Origin of the sequence: Ketobacter sp. MCCC 1A13808 (assembly GCF_009746715.1) — a bacterium.
Lineage (GTDB): Bacteria > Pseudomonadota > Gammaproteobacteria > Pseudomonadales > Ketobacteraceae > Ketobacter.
Genome location: NZ_VRKW01000003.1, coordinates 602,207 through 623,220 on the forward strand (window position 1 = coordinate 602,207; position 21,014 = coordinate 623,220).

General features: G+C 51.3%; 19 protein-coding genes. 13 read left to right on the plus strand and 6 right to left on the minus strand.

Annotated features, from left to right (window positions below; all coding sequences use genetic code 11):
- The first annotated feature begins 35 nt into the window (after positions 1-35).
- From FT643_RS09465 to FT643_RS09480, 4 genes are read left to right on the plus strand one after another with little or no spacing between them, the layout of a single operon-like run.
- Positions 36-341 carry an urease subunit beta gene (locus FT643_RS09465; protein ID WP_156871121.1) on the plus strand — a complete coding sequence of 102 codons (306 nt, stop codon included), beginning with the start codon at positions 36-38 and terminating at the stop codon, positions 339-341.
- Positions 342-370: 29 nt separating this feature from the next.
- Positions 371-2,074: an urease subunit alpha gene (gene ureC / locus FT643_RS09470; protein ID WP_156871122.1), complete on the plus strand. Its 1,704-nt coding sequence runs from the start codon at positions 371-373 to the stop codon at positions 2,072-2,074.
- A gap of 9 nt (positions 2,075-2,083) precedes the next feature.
- Positions 2,084-2,557, plus strand: coding sequence for an urease accessory protein UreE (gene ureE, locus FT643_RS09475; protein ID WP_156871123.1), 474 nt, complete (start codon positions 2,084-2,086; stop codon positions 2,555-2,557).
- Positions 2,499-3,221, plus strand: coding sequence for an urease accessory protein UreF (locus FT643_RS09480; protein WP_232340007.1), 723 nt, complete (start codon positions 2,499-2,501; stop codon positions 3,219-3,221). Before ureE ends, FT643_RS09480 begins: the two co-directional genes overlap by 59 nt.
- A 29-nt stretch (positions 3,222-3,250) precedes the next feature.
- Here the strand turns inward: FT643_RS09480 and FT643_RS09485 are convergent, their stop codons facing one another.
- The 5 genes from FT643_RS09485 to FT643_RS09505 form a co-directional block, all read right to left on the minus strand.
- Entirely contained in the window at positions 3,251-6,208 is a 2,958-nt protein-coding gene (locus tag FT643_RS09485; RefSeq protein WP_156871124.1) for a hybrid sensor histidine kinase/response regulator, read from the minus strand.
- A 125-nt stretch (positions 6,209-6,333) separates the two neighbouring features.
- Positions 6,334-6,948, minus strand: a complete 615-nt coding sequence (locus FT643_RS09490) for a TPM domain-containing protein (RefSeq protein ID WP_156871125.1) — start codon at positions 6,946-6,948, stop codon at positions 6,334-6,336.
- A complete protein-coding gene (locus FT643_RS09495) occupies positions 6,948-7,700 on the minus strand; it encodes a TPM domain-containing protein (protein ID WP_156871126.1) in 753 nt (250 codons plus the stop codon). The genes FT643_RS09490 and FT643_RS09495 overlap by 1 nt, the downstream gene beginning before the upstream one ends.
- On the minus strand, positions 7,697-8,296 hold the full coding sequence (locus tag FT643_RS09500; protein WP_156871127.1) for a LemA family protein: 600 nt from the start codon (positions 8,294-8,296) through the stop codon (positions 7,697-7,699). Before FT643_RS09500 ends, FT643_RS09495 begins: the two co-directional genes overlap by 4 nt.
- Before the next feature lie 44 nt (positions 8,297-8,340).
- Positions 8,341-9,021 carry an SDR family NAD(P)-dependent oxidoreductase gene (locus tag FT643_RS09505; protein ID WP_156871128.1) on the minus strand — a complete coding sequence of 227 codons (681 nt, stop codon included), beginning with the start codon at positions 9,019-9,021 and terminating at the stop codon, positions 8,341-8,343.
- A gap of 186 nt (positions 9,022-9,207) precedes the next feature.
- Between FT643_RS09505 and ureG the strand changes: the two genes are divergently transcribed.
- The 8 genes from ureG (at position 9,208) to FT643_RS09545 (ending at position 17,999) form a co-directional block, all read left to right on the plus strand.
- Positions 9,208-9,834 (plus strand): urease accessory protein UreG, encoded by a 627-nt coding sequence (ureG, locus tag FT643_RS09510; protein ID WP_156871129.1) that lies wholly within the window; start codon positions 9,208-9,210, stop codon positions 9,832-9,834.
- Positions 9,835-10,203: 369 nt separating this feature from the next.
- Positions 10,204-11,508 carry an urea ABC transporter substrate-binding protein gene (gene urtA / locus FT643_RS09515; protein WP_156871130.1) on the plus strand — a complete coding sequence of 435 codons (1,305 nt, stop codon included), beginning with the start codon at positions 10,204-10,206 and terminating at the stop codon, positions 11,506-11,508.
- A gap of 85 nt (positions 11,509-11,593) precedes the next feature.
- On the plus strand, positions 11,594-13,246 hold the full coding sequence (gene urtB / locus FT643_RS09520) for an urea ABC transporter permease subunit UrtB (RefSeq protein WP_156871131.1): 1,653 nt from the start codon (positions 11,594-11,596) through the stop codon (positions 13,244-13,246).
- 60 nt (positions 13,247-13,306) lie between these two features.
- Positions 13,307-14,398, plus strand: a complete 1,092-nt coding sequence (gene urtC, locus FT643_RS09525) for an urea ABC transporter permease subunit UrtC (RefSeq protein WP_411267805.1) — start codon at positions 13,307-13,309, stop codon at positions 14,396-14,398.
- Complete coding sequence (gene urtD / locus FT643_RS09530; protein ID WP_156871133.1) at positions 14,395-15,156, plus strand: urea ABC transporter ATP-binding protein UrtD; 762 nt, start codon at positions 14,395-14,397, stop codon at positions 15,154-15,156. The genes urtC and urtD overlap by 4 nt, the downstream gene beginning before the upstream one ends.
- A 41-nt stretch (positions 15,157-15,197) precedes the next feature.
- Positions 15,198-15,893 carry an urea ABC transporter ATP-binding subunit UrtE gene (urtE, locus tag FT643_RS09535; RefSeq protein ID WP_156871134.1) on the plus strand — a complete coding sequence of 232 codons (696 nt, stop codon included), beginning with the start codon at positions 15,198-15,200 and terminating at the stop codon, positions 15,891-15,893.
- Positions 15,894-16,039: 146 nt separating this feature from the next.
- Positions 16,040-17,047, plus strand: a complete 1,008-nt coding sequence (locus tag FT643_RS23785; protein WP_156871135.1) for a hypothetical protein — start codon at positions 16,040-16,042, stop codon at positions 17,045-17,047.
- A 247-nt stretch (positions 17,048-17,294) separates the two neighbouring features.
- Complete coding sequence (locus FT643_RS09545; RefSeq protein WP_198043441.1) at positions 17,295-17,999, plus strand: TorF family putative porin; 705 nt, start codon at positions 17,295-17,297, stop codon at positions 17,997-17,999.
- A gap of 74 nt (positions 18,000-18,073) precedes the next feature.
- On the opposite strand, the gene rep is transcribed toward FT643_RS09545, so the two are convergent.
- A complete protein-coding gene (gene rep / locus FT643_RS09550; protein ID WP_317621982.1) occupies positions 18,074-20,080 on the minus strand; it encodes a DNA helicase Rep in 2,007 nt (668 codons plus the stop codon).
- Positions 20,081-20,243: 163 nt separating this feature from the next.
- On the opposite strand from rep, the gene FT643_RS09555 reads away from it, so the two are divergent.
- Entirely contained in the window at positions 20,244-21,014 is a 771-nt protein-coding gene (locus FT643_RS09555; RefSeq protein ID WP_156871136.1) for an SDR family NAD(P)-dependent oxidoreductase, read from the plus strand.

Genomic DNA, 21,014 nt, shown 5'->3' on the forward strand with positions numbered 1-21,014 from the left:
CCCTATACCGAACGCCTTATGAAGAGGAACAACCCATGATTCCTGGTGAATTAATAACTGAACCCGGTGAGTTGGAATTAAACGCCGGATTGCCGAAAAGAACCATCACGGTGGCAAACACAGGCGATCGACCGATTCAGGTCGGATCACACTATCATTTTTATGAAACGAACAGCGCGCTGGATTTTGACAGGGAAAAGGCCAGAGGCTTTCGTCTGGATATCGCCGCAGGCACAGCCATTCGTTTTGAGCCGGGCCAGAGCCGGGAAGTGAATTTGGTGGAATACGCCGGTGAAAAAGCGGTGTACGGATTCCGTGGCATGGTGATGGGCAAACTGTAGTCAAACTATAGGCAAGCAAGGAATTTAACATGGCAAAGATTGATAGACGCGCCTATGGCGAAATGTTCGGCCCTACAGTCGGTGATCGAGTGCGTTTGGGCGACACTGAGTTACTGATTGAAGTGGAAAAGGATTTTGCCCGTTATGGCGATGAAGTTAAATTCGGTGGCGGCAAAGTGATACGGGATGGCATGGGGCAAAGCCAACGTCCGCGCAGTGAATGCGTGGATACGGTCATTACCAATGCACTGATATTGGATTACTGGGGTATCGTCAAAGCGGATGTGGGCCTGAAAGATGGACGCATTGCGGCCATTGGCAAAGCCGGCAATCCCGATATTCAAAGTGGGGTGACGATCATAATCGGTCCAGGCACCGAGGTGATCGCCGGGGAAGGGCAGATTCTGACCGCGGGCGGCATCGATGCCCATATCCATTTTATTTGCCCGCAACAAATCGAAGAAGCCCTGATGTCCGGTGTGACAACGATGATTGGGGGCGGTACCGGGCCCGCCACCGGCACCAATGCCACCACTTGTACACCCGGTGCCTGGCATCTTGCACAAATGCTTAAGGCCGCTGAAGGCCTGCCAATGAATCTGGGCTTTCTGGGCAAAGGCAATGGCAGTCTGGCACCAGCAATCGAAGAGCAGGTTGTAGCCGGAGCGATGGGCTTAAAGCTGCATGAAGATTGGGGCACCACTCCGGCGTCCATAGATAACTGCCTGAGCGTGGCCGAGAAAACCGATGTGCAGGTGGCCATTCACACGGATACCCTCAACGAGTCCGGTTTTGTGGAAGATACGGTGGCCGCCTTTAAAGGGCGTACCATCCACACCTATCACACAGAAGGGGCTGGCGGCGGCCATGCTCCGGATATCATAAAAGTCTGTGGCGAAGACAACGTGCTGCCTTCGTCCACCAATCCCACACGGCCATACACCATTAATACGGTAGATGAACACCTGGATATGCTGATGGTGTGTCATCATCTGGATTCCGGTATACCCGAGGATGTGGCGTTTGCCGATTCCCGTATCCGCCGGGAAACGATTGCCGCTGAAGATATTCTGCATGACCTTGGCGCCTTCTCTATTATCTCTTCCGATTCCCAGGCGATGGGGCGGGTTGGCGAGGTGGTATGCCGTACTTGGCAAACAGCGCACAAGATGAAAGTGCAGCGCGGCCCGTTGCCCGAGGACAGTGATCGCAACGATAACTTTCGTGCCAAACGTTATATTGCCAAGTACACCATCAATCCGGCGATTGCGCATGGCATCAGTCACGAAGTGGGTTCGATTGAAGTGGGAAAATGGGCTGACCTGGTGTTATGGAAGCCCGCCTTTTTCGGGGTCAAGCCCTCGTTGATTCTGAAAGGTGGTGCCATTGCGGCTGCCCCCATGGGCGATCCGAACGCTTCTATTCCAACGCCCCAGCCGGTGCATTATCGAATGATGTTTGGTGGCGTTGGTCGTTCTGTATTGGATACCAATCTCACCTTCGTTTCGCAGGCGGCGCTGGATAACGGAATCAAACAACAGCTCGGTTTGCAACGTACTTTAGCGGCGGTTAAAGGTTGCCGGACGGTGACCAAAAAAGATCTTAAGCTGAATGACTATCAGCCGGATATCACGGTTGATCCGCAAACCTATGAAGTGCGTGCCGACGGTGTCTTGTTGACCTGCGAACCGGCGAAAATTTTGCCGTTAGCGCAACGCTACTTTTTGTTTTAGGCCAATCCAATGATCAAAGTGTTCGAAACGATAGAAGAGACGACGGCCGATGCACAGTTGAGTGTGTGTTTGCCGTTCGATGAACGCAAAAAAAGCCGCTTAAAGACCCTCGCAGAAAGTGGCGAGCCATTAGGCTTGATGTTGCCCCGTGGCCAGATTTTGCGAAACGGCACTTTGTTACGGGACGAGACCGGGCGCATTATCGTGGTGAAAGCGGCGCAAGAGTGCTTGAGTGTGGTGCGCAGTGAGCGCGCTCTGTTATTGATGCGCGCGGCCTACCATCTTGGCAATCGACATGTGCCGCTGCAGGTGGGTAGTGGCTTTCTGAGTTACCAGCACGATCATGTGCTGGACGACATGGTGCGTGGATTAGGGTTAACCGTTACCACAGAGCAGCGCCCGTTTGAACCGGAGGACGGTGCTTATGCCGTCGCGCATGCTCACGGCCATGATGATAGCCCTGGTCACCACCATGAACATTGATTCCCTGCCCCTGTTGCAACTATTGCAGCTCACCAGTCCTACATTGCCGGTGGGGGGATTTGCCTGGTCGCAAGGGTTGGAAGGGGCGATTGAGCAAGGCTGGTTACAGAACGAAGCGGATTTTTCTGACTGGCTGCGGGGTATATTACAACACAGCTTTATTCACCAGGAGTGGCCGTTACTGATGCGCTTATACGCAGCAGCAGAGCAGGGCAATCAGCAGGCGCTGGTGCATTGGAACGGGGTTTCACTGGCATTAAGAGAAACCGCAGAATTACGACAGGAAGATGTTCAGATGGGGGCTGCTTTACTGCGCCTGATCACGGATCTTGATTACCATCAGGCCAGGCAATGGCGATCAGGAACCATCAGCTACGTCTCTGCTTTCGCCCTGGCAGCCAGCGAAAAATCGATTCCTGTTAACGCCGCTTGCATTGGGTATGTTTGGAGCTGGCTGGAGAACCAGATTGCCGCTGCATTGAAGCTATTCCCCCTAGGGCAGACAGCGGGGCAACGTGTTTATCAAAGTTTAACCGGGTTTTTGCCCGCATGGTTTGAACAGGCCCGGTTGATAGAAGATGATGAAATCGGCCTGTCGTTGCCCGGCGTGGCCATGGCCAGCATGCGGCACGAGTGCCAATACAGTCGCCTGTTTCGTTCCTGAAACGTGGTTAGCCCCTGAAATGTCAGTTGCTAAAGGTGTCGGCTGAGTTTTCTTCTGAGAACAGCAAAGTCGATGGGCTTAGCTATGTGATCATTCATTCCGGCGGCGAACGCTTTCTCCTGGTGTTCCGGTAATACGTGGGCAGAAAGCGCAATTATGGGAATGGGTGACAGCTTCTGTTTCGATTCGTATTCCCTGATGGCGCTGGTCGCCGCAAAACCGTCCATCACCGGCATCTCGCAATCCATCAGAATTAAATCAATCGTTGCTCCCGACTGGGTAACATAATCAACGGCAGATGCTCCGTTTTCCACGATGCGGAAATGTACCGCCAATTTTTTCAATAGACCCGATATTACCATCTGGTTGACCACATTATCTTCGACCACCAGAATATGGCAGTGAGGGAATTCATCCGTATCCGCGTGATCTGATTTAGCGGAACCGGCATAAAGCGGATGGCGGCTGGCGTTTAACAGGGTTTGCGATAAGGTTTGCAGAAAATACTTGGGCGCAAATGGCTTTTGCAAAACCGTGTCAACGCCCAGGGTTTGAAGCGTGACGCTGTCTGGCAATAAAACCGGTGTGCTTAATATAACAAAATGGGTATTCCTGAGTGGTTCGAGTTGTTTCAGTGAGCGTATTTGATCGAGCGATGCAGGGTTGTTTGCGTCTAGGTCGAACACGACAAAATTGAAGTGTTTTCGGTCTGATTTAACAATCTCAATGGCGTTGTCCGTGTTGTGCGCGACTTCGGCCAGCATGCCCACAGAGCTGGTTTGATCGGATAAAATCTGCAACGCAATGGGGGTTTCACTGATCAGCAACACGGTTTTGTTTTTAAGGTCGTCTGCCTGGAGTTTGTGTTGTTGAAGAAAATCGTTGTCCGCTTGCTGGCAGTCGATGCTGAACCAGAAACGGCTGCCCTGGCCTGGCACGCTGATCACCCCGATTTTGCCACCCATTAGCTCAACCAGTTTTTTGCAAATGCTCAATCCCAATCCAGTGCCGCCAAATTCACGGTTGATACTGGTGTCAGCCTGACTGAAAGCATTGAACAATTTTTGTTGATTCTTGGGCGGAATGCCCGGCCCGGTGTCGATGACATCAAATCGCAGTCTTACCCTATCTGCAGCACTTTGATTGTCACAGGACACCTGTAGAAAAACATGACCTTTTTGCGTGAACTTAAAAGCGTTCCCCAAAAGATTAAACAGGACCTGGTTTAGCCTTGCCGGATCAGCCTGTATGCAGTCGGGGGTGCCCGAAGCAAAAGAACAAAACAGCTTGAGATGTTGGCGCTCCCGGTTGGAGGAGAAAACGGTGATGCATTCCTGGCACAATAACTGGAGATCGGTGTTGCTGGTCTTTAATTTCAGTTTGCCTGCGACGATATTGGAGTAGTCCAATATGTCGTCAATGATGCCCAGTAATGATGCGCCGGAGTGCGTGATCGCGCTCAGAAAGTGCCGCTGATTGTCATCCAGCTCAGAATCCCGCATTAAATCCACCATGCCGAGAACCCCGTTAAGAGGTGTTCGAATTTCGTGGCTCATCATTGTCAGGAATTCGCTTTTGGCGCGGTTGTCCTCTTTGGCTTCCAACAGCGTTTTTTTTGCAGCCAGTTCGCCGCGTTCCGATCTGAACTTCAACTCCAGGAATCGATGGTGTTCTTCCCGGGCGATCTTTTCTTTTTCCAGTGCGGTTTTCTGGGCTGCAAAGGTTTGTTCTCTGATTTCTATAATGCGGTCGGCCAAGGCGATCGAGAATAACAGCACTTCGATTGCCGAGGCCAACGGGATGGAATAAGTAATAAGCGGGTGACTTGGTAATAAACCAAATTTGCTAAGTCCGGTTATAAACACCGAGGAGAGTAAAATGGTCCATGCCAGCACAAAAAAGCGGGCGGTCCGCACACCGCGCCGTAGCATAACAAAGCCACAGCCGATAACGATCAACGTAGTGGGCATACCGAGTAGGGAAACGGCGATGGTGGCATAACGATAGGGCAGTATAAAACTCAAAATTAATACACATAGAAAGCAGCAGGCCAGCACGACCAGTAGCTTATACATATTCGGTGAACGGTCACGGACATTCAGCAGCGAGGTGGCGAACAGCGTTCCCATTAATCCGAACAGAGCCAGGCTTGCCGGTACAGCAAAGGTGTTCACCCAGGGTGTATGCGGCCATAAAAACTGAAATCCGAAACCCAAGACAGAAGCTACATAGGTGGCACAGCCGAGCACTGCACCGATATAGTACAGATAGCTAATGTGACGAATGCTGGCGAATAAAAACAGGTTGTACAACAGCATGACAAGGATGATGCCGAAGTAGAGCCCTTGTATCATCAAGGGGGCTTGCTGGTGATCGAAAAAATGTTCGCTGGACCACAGGGTTAGTGGTGCACCCAGAGCGCTGCTGGTGCTTACTTTGACGTATACGGAATTGCGCGCCCCGGCTTCCAGGTTGATCGGAAACACAAAGTGAGTGGCGTCCACCGGGCGCTGCTGGAACGGAACTTGATCTCCGGTTACGTAGTGCTGAATCACGGAGCTGTTTTGCAGTAAATAAACTTCAACCTGGTCCAGTAGCGGGTAAGGCAGCTCAAGCAAAAGGTGGTGTTTTTGGTGGTTCTCGTTCAGGACCTCAAAACGCACCCAGAGTTGGTCTGGGCTATAGCCGAAAAAAGGCGCTTCGCTGTTCGTTGCTGTCCATTGGTGCGCTGGTAACTGAAGGATATCGCCCAGTTCCAGTTGGGCACCGGCGGCGCGAAGGTATTCCGAATGCAGGCTGGCGGAAACGCGTTCAAAGTCCGCGTTGATGTGTATGGCGTTGTCGGACGCCCGTGACCCGAACGAGAGCATGACTGAAAGAATCAGTAGAGCGCAGGAAGCCGTAACCCTTACCTGCAGCGGCAATCGGGCCGAAAATAGGGTTTTCGTTTTCTCCGCTATGTGGTCCGTAAAATGCGGCAAAGGCATCCAAACCTATCCGAAAGATCAGTCATCCTCCATAGAATATAGACTATCAATAAGACAAATAGGCTATATATAGACTCAAATAGTCTGTATATAGCCTCTATTGATGAGAGTTAAAGCTCGTATGTTTAAATTATCACCAAGTGATTGGGTAACTCATTCTTTTCAGTGGTGTAGGGCGCGTGTTGCTTTAACAGGTCGCCGCATTGCTGGATGCATTTGATAAAACCGGCTTGGGTATCGCCGGATTTCACCTGGCGGGTGAAATCATCAATGATTTTGGCCCATATCAGGTTGTCGACTTTCTGGCTAATCCCGCGATCGGCAATGATTTCTACATAATGCTCAGCCTCTGATACGAAAATCAGTATGCCGGTTTGATCTTTGGTGCAGTGCAGATTGTTCTCCAGGAACTGCCGTCGCGCCAGGCTGGCGGCGCGCCAACGTTTGGTGCTTTTGGGCACCAGCCGCAACGTGATAAACGGAATCCGGAATACACAGGCCAGTACCACAAAGGTAGACCATTGCGCCCAGAGCAATTCGTTGCCGTCGAGCCAGAAGGGGGTGAATCTCAACACCAACGGAATCAGTAGCGCGATTAAGGCAGCCCAGAGTGTCGGAATATACAGATAATCATCGGATTTTCTGGCCAGCACGGTCACCAGTTCGGCATCGGTCTGTTTTTCTACCTCGGTAATAGCGTTGGAAATGGTTTCCAGTTGCTGCTGATTTAATAATGACATTACCAACCTCCCGAGGCGCCACCGCCTCCAAAACCGCCGCCGCCACCGGAGAAACCACCTCCGCCACCGCCGCCAAAGCCACCGCCCCCCAAACCACCTCCGTAGTAGCCGCCAATGCCGCCTCCGCGACGGTAAGTGCGGCGTCCAGTGAGGCCGCCTCCTCCGCCCATCATGGAACCGAACACGATCAGCAAAAATACAATGAGAGAAACCCAGTTCGCTTTACCGGAGCGGGAGTTGGAGCGTTCGCGCATTTTATATTCCCCGCCCAGTGCCTGAATGATCGCTTCAACGCCAGCGGTAACGCCACCGTCAAAATTGCCGCGTTTGAACTCGGGCCGGATCACACTGTAAATGATGTTGGAGCTGATGGCATCCGTGAGCTCGCCTTCCAGTCCGTAACCCACTTCAATCCGAAACTGGCGTTCCTGCCTGGCGATAAGCAGTAATACCCCATTGTCCTCCTCTTTTTGCCCCAGTTTCCAGAAACGACCTAATTGATATCCGAAAGTGGCGATATCGTAGCCTTGCAGATCGGGTACAGTGGCGACCACAATCTGGTTGGAGGTGGCGTTCATGTGGCTATCTAACAGGGTGCGGATTTGCGCTTCCGTGGCAGGGCTGATCATGTTGGCCGTATCCATAACCTGCCCGGTCAGTTGGGGGAAAACCGGATCGGCGTGAGCCGGGTTGAGCAACAACCCGGCAAGCAGAATAAAGATCAGCAGCGGCGGAAATCGGTTTACCCTCATTCAAAATTCACCGTGGGCGCGGTTTCCGCATTTTCGGTGGTGGCTTCGTAGGTATCGCGTATGGGCATATCGCTGTACAGGATGCTGTGCCAGATGCGACCGGGAAAGGTACGGATCTCGGTATTGTATTGGCCGACACTGGCGATGAAATCCCGGCGCGCTACCGAAATGCGGTTTTCGGTGCCTTCCAGTTGCGACTGCAGCGCCAGAAAATTCTGGTTGGCTTTCAGGTCGGGGTAACGTTCTACCACCACCATTAAACGTTGCAGTGCACTACCCAATTGACGTTGAGCAGCCTCAAACTGTTGTAATTGTTCGGGGTTGTTGATGATGTCTTTATCCACTTGCATGGAACCGACTTTGGCGCGGGCTTCGGTGACCGCCTGCAAGGTTTCAGTTTCATGCTTGGCGTAACCTTTGACGGTGGAAACCAGGTTGGGAATCAAATCAGAGCGTCGCTGGTATTGATTTTCCACTTGTGCCCAAGCGGCTTTTACCTGCTCGTCGAAGGTCGGAATATTATTGATGCCGCAACCACTGAGGGTTAGAACAAGGCACATCAGGGACAGGATGCCGGTTAGCCGCAATGAACGCATGGGTGTTTCTCCTTAATTCGTTATCTGAAATCTGTATTGAACATTTAGTGAGCCCAGCCACCGCATACGGGGAACACCTGACCGACAAAACAGTTAGCCGCATCACTGCAAAGATAAGCAACAAACTCCGCATCTTCCTCAGCGGAAACCAATCGCCCTAACGGTACTTCCCGTTGCAGGCGCGCAATAAAACGTTCATCAGCCTGAACGTGCGGAGGAAAGTACGTAGCATTGTCCACAAAATTCTGGGCAATCGCATTCACCTGAATATTGTGTTTCGCCACTTCCACTCCCAATGCCTGGGTATACGCCAGTTGAGCGCCCCGGGCGGCACTGTAGGTGCTGGTGCGCTTCATTCCGCGCATTGCCGCGGCACTCCCGATGATGATGATTTTGCCGCTCTGCCGCTCAATCATCTGCGGCAGCATAGCTTTGCTCAAGCGGGGCAGAGGGTCCACCAGGCGGGCGAAGGTGGTGCTCCACTCTGACTCGGTGACGTCGGTTGCGGCGGAGGTGGGTGCCGTGATGGAAAGGTTGATGATCAGAATATCGACTTTGCCCGCGTCTTGAATGACACGCTGGACTTCTTGTTCGCTGCCCAGGGCATGATTGTCAGCAATGACCCGGGCCTGTTTCTGTCGTAGGTTATTGCAGATTGCCGGCCCCATAAATTCATCGGCGTGAGTGACCAGAATGCGTTTATTCTGAAGGTCTGTGTTGGACATAGAAGGCGCTCCCTGTTCACTTTTCGGATCAAATGGGTGAACATCATACCGTAATTCCAGTACCTTACGAACAGGTCAAATCAACCAGTGCGCCGGTGGGGAACGGGAATTGCTACGTATTCACCGCACCATCACGCCTCTCGTATAGGCATCGTTTGCAGCCAGCACAAGCAGAGAACGTTATTTATGACACAACAAAGCAACTCCAGTAAGCCGACCCTCAGGGTCGGAATAGGCGGTCCGGTGGGATCTGGTAAGACCGCCCTGACTTTGCGTCTATGTGAAGCCATGCGTAAAGACTTCAATATTGCCGTGGTAACGAATGATATTTACACCCGTGAAGACGCTGAATTCCTAACCCGCAGCGAAGCGTTAACGCCCGATCGCATTATGGGGGTCGAAACCGGAGGCTGCCCGCACACCGCAATCCGCGAAGACGCTTCTATGAACCTGGCCGCCGTAGCGGAGTTAAATCAACGCCATCCGGATCTGGATATGGTGATCATTGAAAGCGGAGGTGACAATCTGGCAGCCACCTTCAGTCCGGAGCTTTCGGACCTGACGCTTTACGTTATTGATGTCTCTGCAGGCGACAAGATTCCCCGTAAAGGCGGCCCCGGAATCACCAAATCCGACTTGCTGGTGATTAATAAAATTGATTTGGCTCCGTTAGTCGGGGCATCGCTGGACGTAATGGACCGGGATGCCAAAAAAATGCGGGGCGATAAGCCCTTTATCTTCGCCAATATGAAAAATGAGACCGGCTTACAGGACATTATCGAGTTTATTTGTGAGCACGGCATGCTGAAATAAGGCGCTAAGGGGCAAAGGATTGCCCCGAATGCCTCGATTTAGGGCGCAATCGCATAATTAATGATCAGTTTTGTGGTCGGGTTTCCCCAGTAGATCCGGCTGAGCACTGGAAATCTGTCATATTTGCACTTATTTCGCACTCTCCTCTTCTCTGTATCGAACCGGTTGGCGATGGAAGCCTTATATCGAACCATTTTGAAACGGTGCCCCATGAGGGTGCGTCATATTGGTGCGGCGCTGAGCCCGGATTCGGAACAGGAAGCCAAATAACCAGATTAAATGCCCGTTTGCCTGACGAAAATCCCATGGCATAGAAAATGCTTTCCCCTTCCTGCGCTAAAAAATCTATAACTCACCGGGGGAGTTCCCATGAAGAAAAACAAGTTCGCATGGAAAAAATCTATAAAAGGGGCGGCGGTTGCAGCATCTTTGTCATTGGTGTCGGGTTTTGCCATGGCAGCAGACACGATTAAAGTTGGGGTATTGCATTCATTGTCCGGCACGATGGCAATCAGTGAAACCACCTTGAAAGATACTGTTCTGATGTTGATCGAAGAGCAGAATAAAAAAGGCGGGTTAATGGGTAAAAAACTGGAAGCGGTTGTTGTTGATCCTGCATCTAACTGGCCACTGTTTGCAGAGAAAGCAAAGGAGCTTTTGGAAAAAGAGAAAGTTGATGTGATTTTTGGATGTTGGACTTCGGTATCACGTAAATCCGTTCTTCCGGTCATCGAAGAGTTAAACGGTATGCTGTTCTACCCGGTTCAATACGAAGGGGAAGAATCCTCAAAAAATGTTTTTTATACCGGTGCAGCGCCTAATCAGCAGGCCATTCCCGCCGTCGATTATCTGATGGATGAGGTTGAAGTCAAACGGTGGGTGTTGGCCGGAACGGATTATGTTTATCCGCGCACGACCAACAAAATACTGGAAGCCTATTTGAAGCAAAAGGGTGTGGACGCGAAAGACATCATGATCAACTACACCCCGTTTGGTCACTCCGACTGGCAAACCATTGTCTCTGATATCAAGAAATTCGGATCGGCCGGCAAAAAAACGGCGGTTGTATCCACCATCAACGGCGATGCAAACGTTCCTTTCTATAAAGAGCTCGCTAATCAGGGCATGTCAGCTGAAGATATCCCCGTGGTTGCTTTCTCGGTGGGTGAAGAAGAACTTTCCGGCTTTGATACCAAGCCTTTAGTGGGTCACCTGGCTGCATGGAACTATTTCATGAGTGTAGACACGGAAGAAAACGACGCCTTTATCGAGAAATGGCATGGTTTTATAAAAGATAAAAAACGGGTCACTAACGATCCGATGGAAGCGACGTACATCGGCTTCAATCTGTGGGCCAAAGCTGTAGAAAAAGCCAAAACCACCGACGTTGATAAAGTGCGCGACGCTATCTATGGATTAAAAGTGCCGAACCTGACCGGTGGCAGCGCTGAAATGCTGCCGAATCATCACATCACCAAGCCGGTATTGATTGGCGAGATTCAGGACGATGGGCAGTTCGAAGTGGTATGGGAAACTGAAAAAGAAGTGCCGGGGGATGCCTGGACCGACTTCCTGGCGGAAAGTGCCAAAATAGAAGCCGACTGGAAAGATCCGAAAATAATGTGTGGTAACTACAACACGGATACCAAGAAGTGTTCAGGCCAGAACTATTAATCACTAAAGCACGTTAATCCTTAGCCCCCATTGCCACAGGTGCCTGCCTGTGGCAATGGGGGCTTCCCACAAGAAGATCACCAATATGAAAATCACCGCTATGAATAATTCATGGGGAGTCTTTCTGGTGCTTTTCTATTGTTTGGTGTCGTTGTTCACCAGCAACGTATCAGCAGACACAGAAGAAGCCAGTTTTGAATCGCTGACCGCCGGGCTTACTCAGTCCAGCTTCAAGAAAAAAGCCACTGCCGTAGAATCCGTCGCCGCTCTGGAAGATGAACGTGTGTTGCCGTTGTTAGAGGCAATGTTGGCGGGTGACCTGTATTACCGGAAATCCGATAAACGCATTGTAATCGTTGCTGCCGCAGAAGAGGGCTATCAACTCACTTCCGTTGATACGGAAGAGGATCTGGGTGTTGTAGGTAAGCGCGATGTAAAGAAAATTTCGACCAACAACAAATTACGTAAGCAGCTTCGTATTCAGGTCGCAGGCTATAAGCTGTTAAGTAAAGACGCGGCTCTGCGTATGACGGCAGCGGAGGATTTGATTAAAACGCCCAGCCCGGAATTTCTGGACGTCCTGCAAGGTGCAATTAAGAAAGAAAAATCGAAGTCCGTGAAAAAAGCGCTGCAAGTAGCGCGTGCGGTGATTCTTTTAGACAGTGAAAACGAGGTGGATCGCATTCAGGCAGTGAAAGACATGGGCGGCTTTCCGAATAAGTACACCATGGCCATGCTGCGGCAAGTGGTGCGTAAGAACGACGACGGAACTTTTTCCGAGCCCAGCAAACTGGTGCGCGAAGGTGCAGAATCCGCGCTGCAGGGGTTGCAGGCTATGGAAACCGGGTACAAGTTCGTTGAAGATTTGTTTTTCGGGGTGAGTTTGGGTTCGGTGCTGTTGCTGGCCGCGGTGGGCTTGGCGATTACCTTTGGTGTGATGGGTGTCATCAATATGGCGCACGGCGAAATGATTATGCTGGGAGCCTATACCACCTACGTTATTCAGTTGTTGATGCCCAACCATATTGAAGCTTCCCTGATCGTAGCGGTTCCGGCGGCTTTCCTGGTGTCCGGATTAATGGGCGTCATTATCGAGCGTACAGTCATAAAACATTTATATGGCCGTCCGCTGGAAACCTTATTGGCCACGTTCGGCATCAGTTTGATACTGCAACAACTGGTGCGTTCGGTTTTCTCTCCGCTTAATCGTTCAGTCACTACGCCGGAATGGATGAGTGGGTCCTTGCATATCAATGGATTTTTATCGTTAACCTATAACCGCCTCTATATCATTATCTTCGCGTTGGTGGTGTTGTTCGGTTTGATGCTGCTGCTGAAAAAAAGCTTTTTTGGTTTGCAGATGCGAGCAGTGACACAGAATCGCACCATGGCCAGTTCCATGGGCATTCGCACCGGTTGGGTGGATGCCATGACTTTTGGGTTGGGCTCCGGTATTGCGGGGATCGCGGGGGTGGCATTGAGCCAACTCACCAACGTCGGCCCTAATCTGGGTCAATCCTATATTATCGATTCGTTCCTTGTGGTGGTATTTGGTGGCGTGGGTAATCTTTGGGGAACCCTGGTCGCCGCTATGAGTTTGGGTGTGGCGAATAAGTTTGTCGAGCCCTGGGCCGGTGCTGTATTGGCTAAGATCCTGATTCTGATTTTTATCATCCTCTTTATTCAACGGCGGCCGCGCGGATTGTTTGCGCTTAAAGGCCGGTTTGTGGAGGGTTAAGTTATGACAACGAATAAACGTTTAGACTGGTTATTGAATGACGTGGCAGGCAAGCGATTAATGCTGTTGGTGCTGGCCGTAATCATCGTTTTGCCCATGTTGAATACGATGGTGCCCAAGGATTCCTTTTTCCATGTGTCCTCGTTCACCATCGGTTTGCTGGGCAAGTATTTATGCTTTGCATTGCTGGCGTTGGCAGTGGATCTGATATGGGGATACTGCGGTATTCTTAGTTTGGGTCACGGCGCCTTTTTCGCATTGGGTGGTTATGCCATGGGCATGTATCTGATGCGGCAGATCGGTGATCGCGGGATGTATGGTAATCCGGAGCTGCCTGACTTTATGGTGTTCCTGGACTGGAAGGAATTGCCCTGGTATTGGTATGGCTTTGATAATTTCGGTTTTGCCATGCTGATGGTGTTAGTGGCGCCGGCGATACTGGCTTTTGTATTCGGCTGGCTGGCGTTTCGCTCACGGGTCACCGGCGTGTACTTGTCTATTATTACTCAGGCAATGACCTACGCATTGTTGTTGGCCTTTTTCCGCAACGACATGGGGTTTGGCGGCAACAACGGCTTGACGGATTTTAAAGATATACTGGGCTTCAGTCTGCAATCCGATATCACTAAAAACACCTTGTTTTTCTGTTCTGGACTCGCCTTGATCCTGGCGTATTTTTTATGCCGGTTTGTGGTCTCATCCAAGCTGGGCCGGGTGCTGGTCGCAATTCGTGACGCCGAAAGCCGTACCCGTTTTACCGGTTACCGGGTCGAGCACTATAAGCTGTTTGTGTTTGTTCTGAGTGCCATGTTGGCCGGTGTTGCTGGTGCCTTGTATGTACCGCAGGTCGGCATTATTAATCCGGGAGAGTTTTCGCCGATTAATTCCATCGAAATTATTATCTGGGTGGCGGTCGGGGGGCGTGGTTGCCTGTATGGAGCGGTGATTGGCGCTGTGCTGGTGAATTACGGGAAAACCTATTTCACCGGTGCCTTTCCAGAGATTTGGTTATTTATGCTTGGTGGATTGTTTGTGGTGTCAACCCTGTTTCTTCCGCAAGGGGTGGTGGGGGTGGTTCAGCAATGGAAGGACAGCCGGGCAGAGAAGAAAGCGCTATCTGCGCCCGTCGCCGATTCGGGAGCACCATCATGAGTATTGTGACCAAGCATATTCCCAAGCATATTTTATACGTGGATGGGGTGACCAAATCCTTTGACGGGTTTAAGGCGTTGAACAGTTTATCGTTCACGGTTAAGCCGGGTGAGCTGCGCGCGATTATCGGCCCCAACGGCGCGGGCAAAACCACCATGATGGATGTGATCACCGGTAAATTGAAACCCGATGAAGGCGATGTGTTTTTTCGTGATTCGGTGGATCTGACCAAGTTCGATGAAGCGGACATCGCCAATATGGGAATCGGTCGTAAGTTCCAGAAGCCCACGGTGATCGAAAGCCTGACGGTGTTTGAAAATCTGGAATTGGCCTTGAGTGGAAACCGCAACGTGTTCAAGGCGCTTTTCCATAAATTGAACCAAGAGCAGATGAAGCGCATTGACGAAACCATTGAATTGGTGGGGTTGTCTGAAAAACGCCAATGGCTGGGGGGGAATTTATCCCACGGGCAGAAACAGTGGCTGGAAATCGGCATGCTGTTAAACCAGAACCCGGATTTGTTGTTGGTGGATGAGCCTGCTGCCGGTATGACAGACCACGAAACCGAGCTTACGGCGAAGTTGTTAAGAGACATCAGCGGAGAACATTCGGTGGTGGTAGTGGAGCATGATATGGAATTTATTAAGGCGCTGGATTGTCCTGTGACGGTATTGCATGAAGGCCATGTATTGGCGGAAGGCACACTGGAACAGGTGCAGAAAAACGAGCAGGTAATTGAAGTTTATCTGGGCCGTTAACAGAGCCGTCTTCACGGGATCAGGATTTACAGGACAGCGATATGCTAAAAATTGAGAATATAGATCTTTACTACGGTGCCAGCCAGGCGTTAAAAAAAGTCAGTTTTGAAGCTGAAATAGGCAAAGTTGCCTGTGTGATGGGTCGCAACGGTGTCGGTAAAACGTCGTTAATGCGGGCGGTCGCCGGGCAGCACGGCATCAAAAGCGGGCAGATTCTCTGGGATGGTATGGACATCAGTACGCAACCGCCTTACGAGCGGGCAAAAAACGGAATTGCCTATGTACCCCAGGGGCGGGATGTATTCTCCCAGCTCACAGTGTGGGAAAATCTGAAAACCGGGTTTTCCGTTCTGCCCCACAAAGAGCGCAAAGTCTCCGACGAGATCTTCGAATTATTTCCGGTGCTGCACAAAATGCTGAAACGGCGTGGCGGCGATTTATCCGGTGGTCAGCAGCAACAATTGGCGATTGCCCGAGCCCTTATCACCAAACCCAAATTGTTGATTTTGGATGAACCAACGGAAGGCATTCAGCCTTCGATTATCAAAGACATCCAGAAAGTGATTTCGCTGCTGCGGGACCGGGGTGAAATGGCGATACTTTTGGTGGAGCAATACTTCGATTTTGCCCGTGAACTTGCCGATAATTATGCGGTCATGGATAGAGGTGAAGTGGTTTTATCCGGTTTGGGAAAAGATATGGAAGAAGATACTGTGCGACGATTTATTGCAGTGTGACACCATCCATGCAGTCTGGGAGGCGGGAAGCCCGGCTCATCTGGCGAGAACGTAGTCCGCTGGGTGACCGGGTTTTTTCTTGCCCGAAATTAAGTTGTTAAGATAGCCAACACTTTTAGTGCTAGGCTCAGATAAAAGGAATCGATATGAAGCGAATTTTAGGTGGGTTGATGGTGGTTTTGTGTGCCGTCGCTCATGCAGAAGATCAATTGCACGTAACTGCAAATCAGGATTATACGCTGCCGTCCGGCACGCAAGAGTTGATGCTGAAGCAACTCATTCTGGACGACGGTGCAACTCTGCGGGTTCCAGCCGGTATGGAACGATTGCAGATCAGTGCGGAAAAAGCGCGCATAGGGAAACAGGTGAAAATTATTGCATCTGGCGCAAACGGAAAGGCGGGTGCCGACGGAAAAAACCAGGGCGGGCAAGCGGCAACCTGTGCTGAAGGCGCTCAAGGCGGCGACGGTCAGCCCGGTGCGGCCGGCGCGGACGGTGCGGCCATTACGCTGTTGTTGAGTATAGAGCAGCTAGGTTCATTGCAGGTGGATACCCGTGGTGGCGCAGGCGGTAACGGCGGTAACGGCGGGTCGGGTCAACAAGCGGGTGCATTCGACGTATGTAGTGCGCCGGATGGGGGCGCCGGCGGTGCGGCTGGCAACGGAGGCAGGGGGGGTAATGGAGGCGATGTGCGAATTTACTACAACCTGTTGCCTTCCAGCGGGCTGTCCGGATCGATCAGCCAGCGGATTGAGGTGGATGCGGCTGCGGGCAATGGCGCAGCACCGGGCCAGCCGGGTAAAGGCGGCGAAGGCAGTGACGGCAAATACATCAATATGCGCACCCTGTCAGGGAACAAGAAATGGAAAGCCGGTGGCGATGAGGGCAAAGAGGGCGCGTCTGGACAGCCCGGCGCGGCCGGTTCCAAAGGTGCGGTGGACATTCTGAAAGGCGGCTTCGTGGCAGGCGCAGTAACCCAGACCAGGCCGGTTCCACCGAAACCGGATCAATCATTAGACGATTTAAGAAGAGCGGTGCAATCCCAGTCTGAGCAGCTGGAGCAAGTGAGCACCAAAATGAATCAGACTATGGAAGCCTTGGACGTCCGGATCAAGCAACTGGAGAAACAAGTCAAGGGGCTTCCCGACCGTTAAACCCAGCAAAGGGCGATCGGCTCCGTGACAGTCGTAACAACGTGTTATTCTGGTGCGCCCGCTTTTGGTGCGTGCCCGACAATGGTGCAACTGTTTCATTTATGTGAAATGATTATTCCGTTCAATCCCGTAGGAGCCGCGAATCCTGTACCTATTCGCAATTTGGCACACTCGTTGCTTTTGCATTCGGGAGTTCGTTAACCAAGGCGTCAGCCTTTATCGTCTAACCTCTGGGGGTTAAAAAGTTATGTTACACAAACAATCAAAAATGCTTCGATTGAGCGCCATGTCATTGGCCATTGCCGGTGCCATGAGCTTTGCTCCTTCTGCGGCCAATGCAGAAGTAGCGGCTTCAGTAGCGGTTTCCAATATGTATTTGTGGCGTGGGTACGATCTGGGTAACGGCAGTGCAGCCGTTTCCGGTGATCTTACCTATTCTAACAGCGGCTTCTATACCGGTTTATGGGCCTCTTCAGGTGATAGCAGTTGGGGCACTGAGTACGACCTGTTCGCAGGTTATGGTGCGGAATTTAGTGGCTTCAGCGTTGATCTGAGTCTCTGGAACTATATGTATCCGTCCGCACCCGATGAGGTATTGGCAGATACCGGTGGTATTATTGATGATTTCGGTGGATTGACCGATGCGGTTCTGTCGCTGGGGTTCGCAGGTTTTAGCGTAACGGCATACGACAATATTGCCGGGGGGTCAGGCAACGCCTATTACACCGTGGGCTATAGCTACGATGCTTTCTCAATTTTGGTAGGAAAGCATGATATCCGGGGCCCTGAAACCGATGATGATGGATTTGCCACGGGCAGTAACATGACTCACGTTAATGTCAGCTATGCTTACAATGATAATCTTTCATTTACATTAAGTCAGCAGATCGACGGAGAGGTTGATGACGACCTGAAATTCGTACTGAATTACAGCTTGCCAATTGACGGTTAAGGTTTTGAGATAACGTTTCTCTCCGAGTAGGCTGGTGTTCGCACCAGCCTTTTTTTGGCCCGGATTCCTTCATCCTAATCAAACAAATTTTTCAGATTCGACAAATGTGCCTGCCCCAAGGCCTGACTTTCCTCTTTTGATTTTTTCTCGCCGCGTCCTTCCCAGGCCAAATCATCCTGTGGCATTTCATCCAGAAAGCGGCTTGGCGTCGGTTCAAACTCTTCACCGTATTGTTTGCGCTTAGCGGTGTAGGTCATGGTGAGCTCTTTCTTTGCGCGGGTAATTCCCACGTACATCAGGCGACGTTCTTCTTCGATATTATCTTCTTCAATGCTGGAGCGGTGGGGCAGCAGTTCTTCTTCCATGCCCATGAGGAATACATAGGGAAACTCAAGTCCTTTCGAGGCATGCAGGGTCATCAACTGCACCTTGTCAGAATCGTCCTCTTCTTTTTGTTGTTCCAGAATATCCAACAGAATGAGTTTGCTGATCACCGATTCCACATCGTTTTCATCATCGGATTTTTCCAGCATGCGCTCTATGGACTGCACCAGGTGCCAGACGTTTTCCATGCGTCGTTCGGCCATTTTGGAACTGGAGGATTGTTCTACCAGCCAGTTTTCGTAATCTATGTCACGCAGCATTTGTTTGATGGCAGCCACTGCATGGCCCCGTTGCAGATTGTCGCGGGTTTCTTCAATCCAGTCGTGGAAGCGTTTTAGCATGGAATGCTGCCGGGTGTTGAGCACTTCGCCCAAACCCATTTCGCAGCACACGGAAAACAAACTGCGTTCCCGGTTTTGCGCGTATTGGCCCAATTTTTCCAATGTGGTGGGCCCAAGCTCCCGGCGAGGCGTGTTCACAATACGCAAAAAGGCATTGTCGTCGTCGCTGTTGATCAGCACTCGCAAATACGCCATTACATCCTTGATTTCAGCACGGGAAAAAAAAGACGAGCCGCCACTGACTTTGTAGGGGATTTGGAATTGCTGCATTTTTAATTCGATTAAGCGGGATTGATGGTTGCCCCGATACAACACGGCGAAATCTTTAAAGGGCCGTTTGTTCTGCATGTGCTGATTCAGAATATCTCCGGCAATCTTCTCCGCTTCGTGGTCTTCGCTGCGGCAACGTTTTACCCTGATCGGATCACCATAACCGTGTTCGCTCCACAATTGCTTTTCAAATACGTGTGGGTTGTTGGCGATGACCTGGTTGGCGCATTTCAGAATACGTCCGGAAGAACGATAATTTTGTTCCAGTTTAATCACTTTCAGGCTGGGATAGTCTTCCGCCAGTTGCGCCAGGTTTTCCGGTCGTGCTCCGCGCCAGGCATAGATGGACTGATCGTCGTCGCCTACCACGGTAAAGCGGGCCCGATTGCCGACCAGTAAGCGAACCAATAAATATTGGGACGAATTGGTGTCCTGATATTCGTCCACCAACATGTAATAAATACGGTTACGCCACTTTTCCAGAATGTCTTCATTGTCACGCAGTAACAAGCTAGGCAGCAGAATCAAGTCATCAAAGTCCACGGCATTATAAGCGCGCAGCATGCGGTCATATTGGGCATAGGTGTGCGCTGCGCGCATGTCCTCTTCATCTGCAGCGCGGGAGATTGCGATCGAAGGGGACACCAGATCATTTTTCCAGCTGCTGATGGCGTTGCGTACCTGGCCGATCTCATCCGCGCCCACTTCGCTGTCCTTGTGCAGCAGCTCGGTTAAAAGGGTGCGGCTGTCCTGATCATCAAATATGGAGAATCCGTTTTTAAGTCCAAGCGCGCTCAGCTCCTTGCGGATAATATTCAGCCCCAGATTATGGAATGTGGATACGGTCAATCCGCGGGCTTGCTTGCCCTTTACGATCTGGCTGACGCGCTCCTTCATCTCACGAGCGGCTTTGTTGGTGAAGGTAAGAGCTACAATACGGTGCGCGGGGATATCACATTGCTGAATCAGATAGGCAATTTTTTGCGTGATAACGCTGGTTTTTCCAGAGCCGGCGCCGGCTAATACCAGTAGGGGCCCGTCTATGTACTTGACGGCTTCGGATTGGCGGGGATTCAGCTTGCTCACGGACTGCACTCATGGTTGAAACAACATCGGGGCTCGTCATTTTACACGCTGGCTGTTATTTATGGGTACAAATCTGTCGGAGTGGTGAATTGGAAGCGGATAGTGATTGCCGTATCCTCGTTGACCACTGAGTCATATAAACACGCTGAAGAAGGGTTTTTCCATGAGTGATGTCGATTTTGGTCTGCAAGGCAAGGTGGTTCTGGTGACGGGCGCGTCCAGCGGTTTTGGCCAGCGTTTCGCGCCGGTGCTGGCGCGCCAGGGTGCGAATGTGGTGGTGGCTGCCCGTCGTCGTGACCCGTTGCTGGCATTGGAGGAAAGCATCGAACAGGACGGTGGCCGCTGTTTGGCTGTGGTTATGGATGTGTCGGATCAGGCCAGTATCAAAAGTGCATTTGACCAGGCGGAAGGGGCCTTCGGGTGTGTCGATGTGGTCATCAACAATGCGGGTATCGGTCTGAGTAATCCGCTGCTGAAAGTCACGGAAGACGAGTGGGATAGGGTGCTTGACACCAACTTGAAGGGCGCCTTTATGGTGGCGCAGGAAGGGGCGCGACGCATGAACAGCCAAGGCAAACACGGCAGCATTATCAATATAGCGTCGATTCTGGGGTTACGGGTGGCCAGCCACCTGAGCCACTACAGCGCCTCCAAAGCCGGACTGATTCAGCTCACCAAATCGATGGCGCTGGAGCTGGCGGATTACGGCATCCGGGTCAACGCGATTTGTCCTGGCTACATACTGACGGACATTAATCGCGACTACTTTGAAACCGACGGCGGCAAGCGCATGATTCAGCGCATACCGCAAAAGCAATTGGGTGATATCGACGATTTATTTGGTCCCCTGATATTGTTGGCGTCCGATGCGTCCCGTTATATGACGGGTTCGGTAATGACGGTCGACGGTGGCCACTCGATCAGCAAATTATAA

What these genes read in the sequence shown, in the direction of transcription:
- FT643_RS09465 (WP_156871121.1), top strand. Translation starts at nt 36, where the DNA reads ATGATTCCTGGTGAATTAATAACTGAACCCGGTGAGTTGGAATTAAAC.
- ureC (WP_156871122.1), top strand. Translation starts at nt 371, where the DNA reads ATGGCAAAGATTGATAGACGCGCCTATGGCGAAATGTTCGGCCCTACA.
- ureE (WP_156871123.1), top strand. Translation starts at nt 2,084, where the DNA reads ATGATCAAAGTGTTCGAAACGATAGAAGAGACGACGGCCGATGCACAG.
- FT643_RS09480 (WP_232340007.1), top strand. Translation starts at nt 2,499, where the DNA reads ATGCCGTCGCGCATGCTCACGGCCATGATGATAGCCCTGGTCACCACC.
- FT643_RS09485 (WP_156871124.1), bottom strand. Translation starts at nt 6,208, where the DNA reads ATGCCTTTGCCGCATTTTACGGACCACATAGCGGAGAAAACGAAAACC.
- FT643_RS09490 (WP_156871125.1), bottom strand. Translation starts at nt 6,948, where the DNA reads ATGTCATTATTAAATCAGCAGCAACTGGAAACCATTTCCAACGCTATT.
- FT643_RS09495 (WP_156871126.1), bottom strand. Translation starts at nt 7,700, where the DNA reads ATGAGGGTAAACCGATTTCCGCCGCTGCTGATCTTTATTCTGCTTGCC.
- FT643_RS09500 (WP_156871127.1), bottom strand. Translation starts at nt 8,296, where the DNA reads ATGCGTTCATTGCGGCTAACCGGCATCCTGTCCCTGATGTGCCTTGTT.
- FT643_RS09505 (WP_156871128.1), bottom strand. Translation starts at nt 9,021, where the DNA reads ATGTCCAACACAGACCTTCAGAATAAACGCATTCTGGTCACTCACGCC.
- ureG (WP_156871129.1), top strand. Translation starts at nt 9,208, where the DNA reads ATGACACAACAAAGCAACTCCAGTAAGCCGACCCTCAGGGTCGGAATA.
- urtA (WP_156871130.1), top strand. Translation starts at nt 10,204, where the DNA reads ATGAAGAAAAACAAGTTCGCATGGAAAAAATCTATAAAAGGGGCGGCG.
- urtB (WP_156871131.1), top strand. Translation starts at nt 11,594, where the DNA reads ATGAAAATCACCGCTATGAATAATTCATGGGGAGTCTTTCTGGTGCTT.
- urtC (WP_411267805.1), top strand. Translation starts at nt 13,307, where the DNA reads ATGCTGTTGGTGCTGGCCGTAATCATCGTTTTGCCCATGTTGAATACG.
- urtD (WP_156871133.1), top strand. Translation starts at nt 14,395, where the DNA reads ATGAGTATTGTGACCAAGCATATTCCCAAGCATATTTTATACGTGGAT.
- urtE (WP_156871134.1), top strand. Translation starts at nt 15,198, where the DNA reads ATGCTAAAAATTGAGAATATAGATCTTTACTACGGTGCCAGCCAGGCG.
- FT643_RS23785 (WP_156871135.1), top strand. Translation starts at nt 16,040, where the DNA reads ATGAAGCGAATTTTAGGTGGGTTGATGGTGGTTTTGTGTGCCGTCGCT.
- FT643_RS09545 (WP_198043441.1), top strand. Translation starts at nt 17,295, where the DNA reads ATGTTACACAAACAATCAAAAATGCTTCGATTGAGCGCCATGTCATTG.
- FT643_RS09555 (WP_156871136.1), top strand. Translation starts at nt 20,244, where the DNA reads ATGAGTGATGTCGATTTTGGTCTGCAAGGCAAGGTGGTTCTGGTGACG.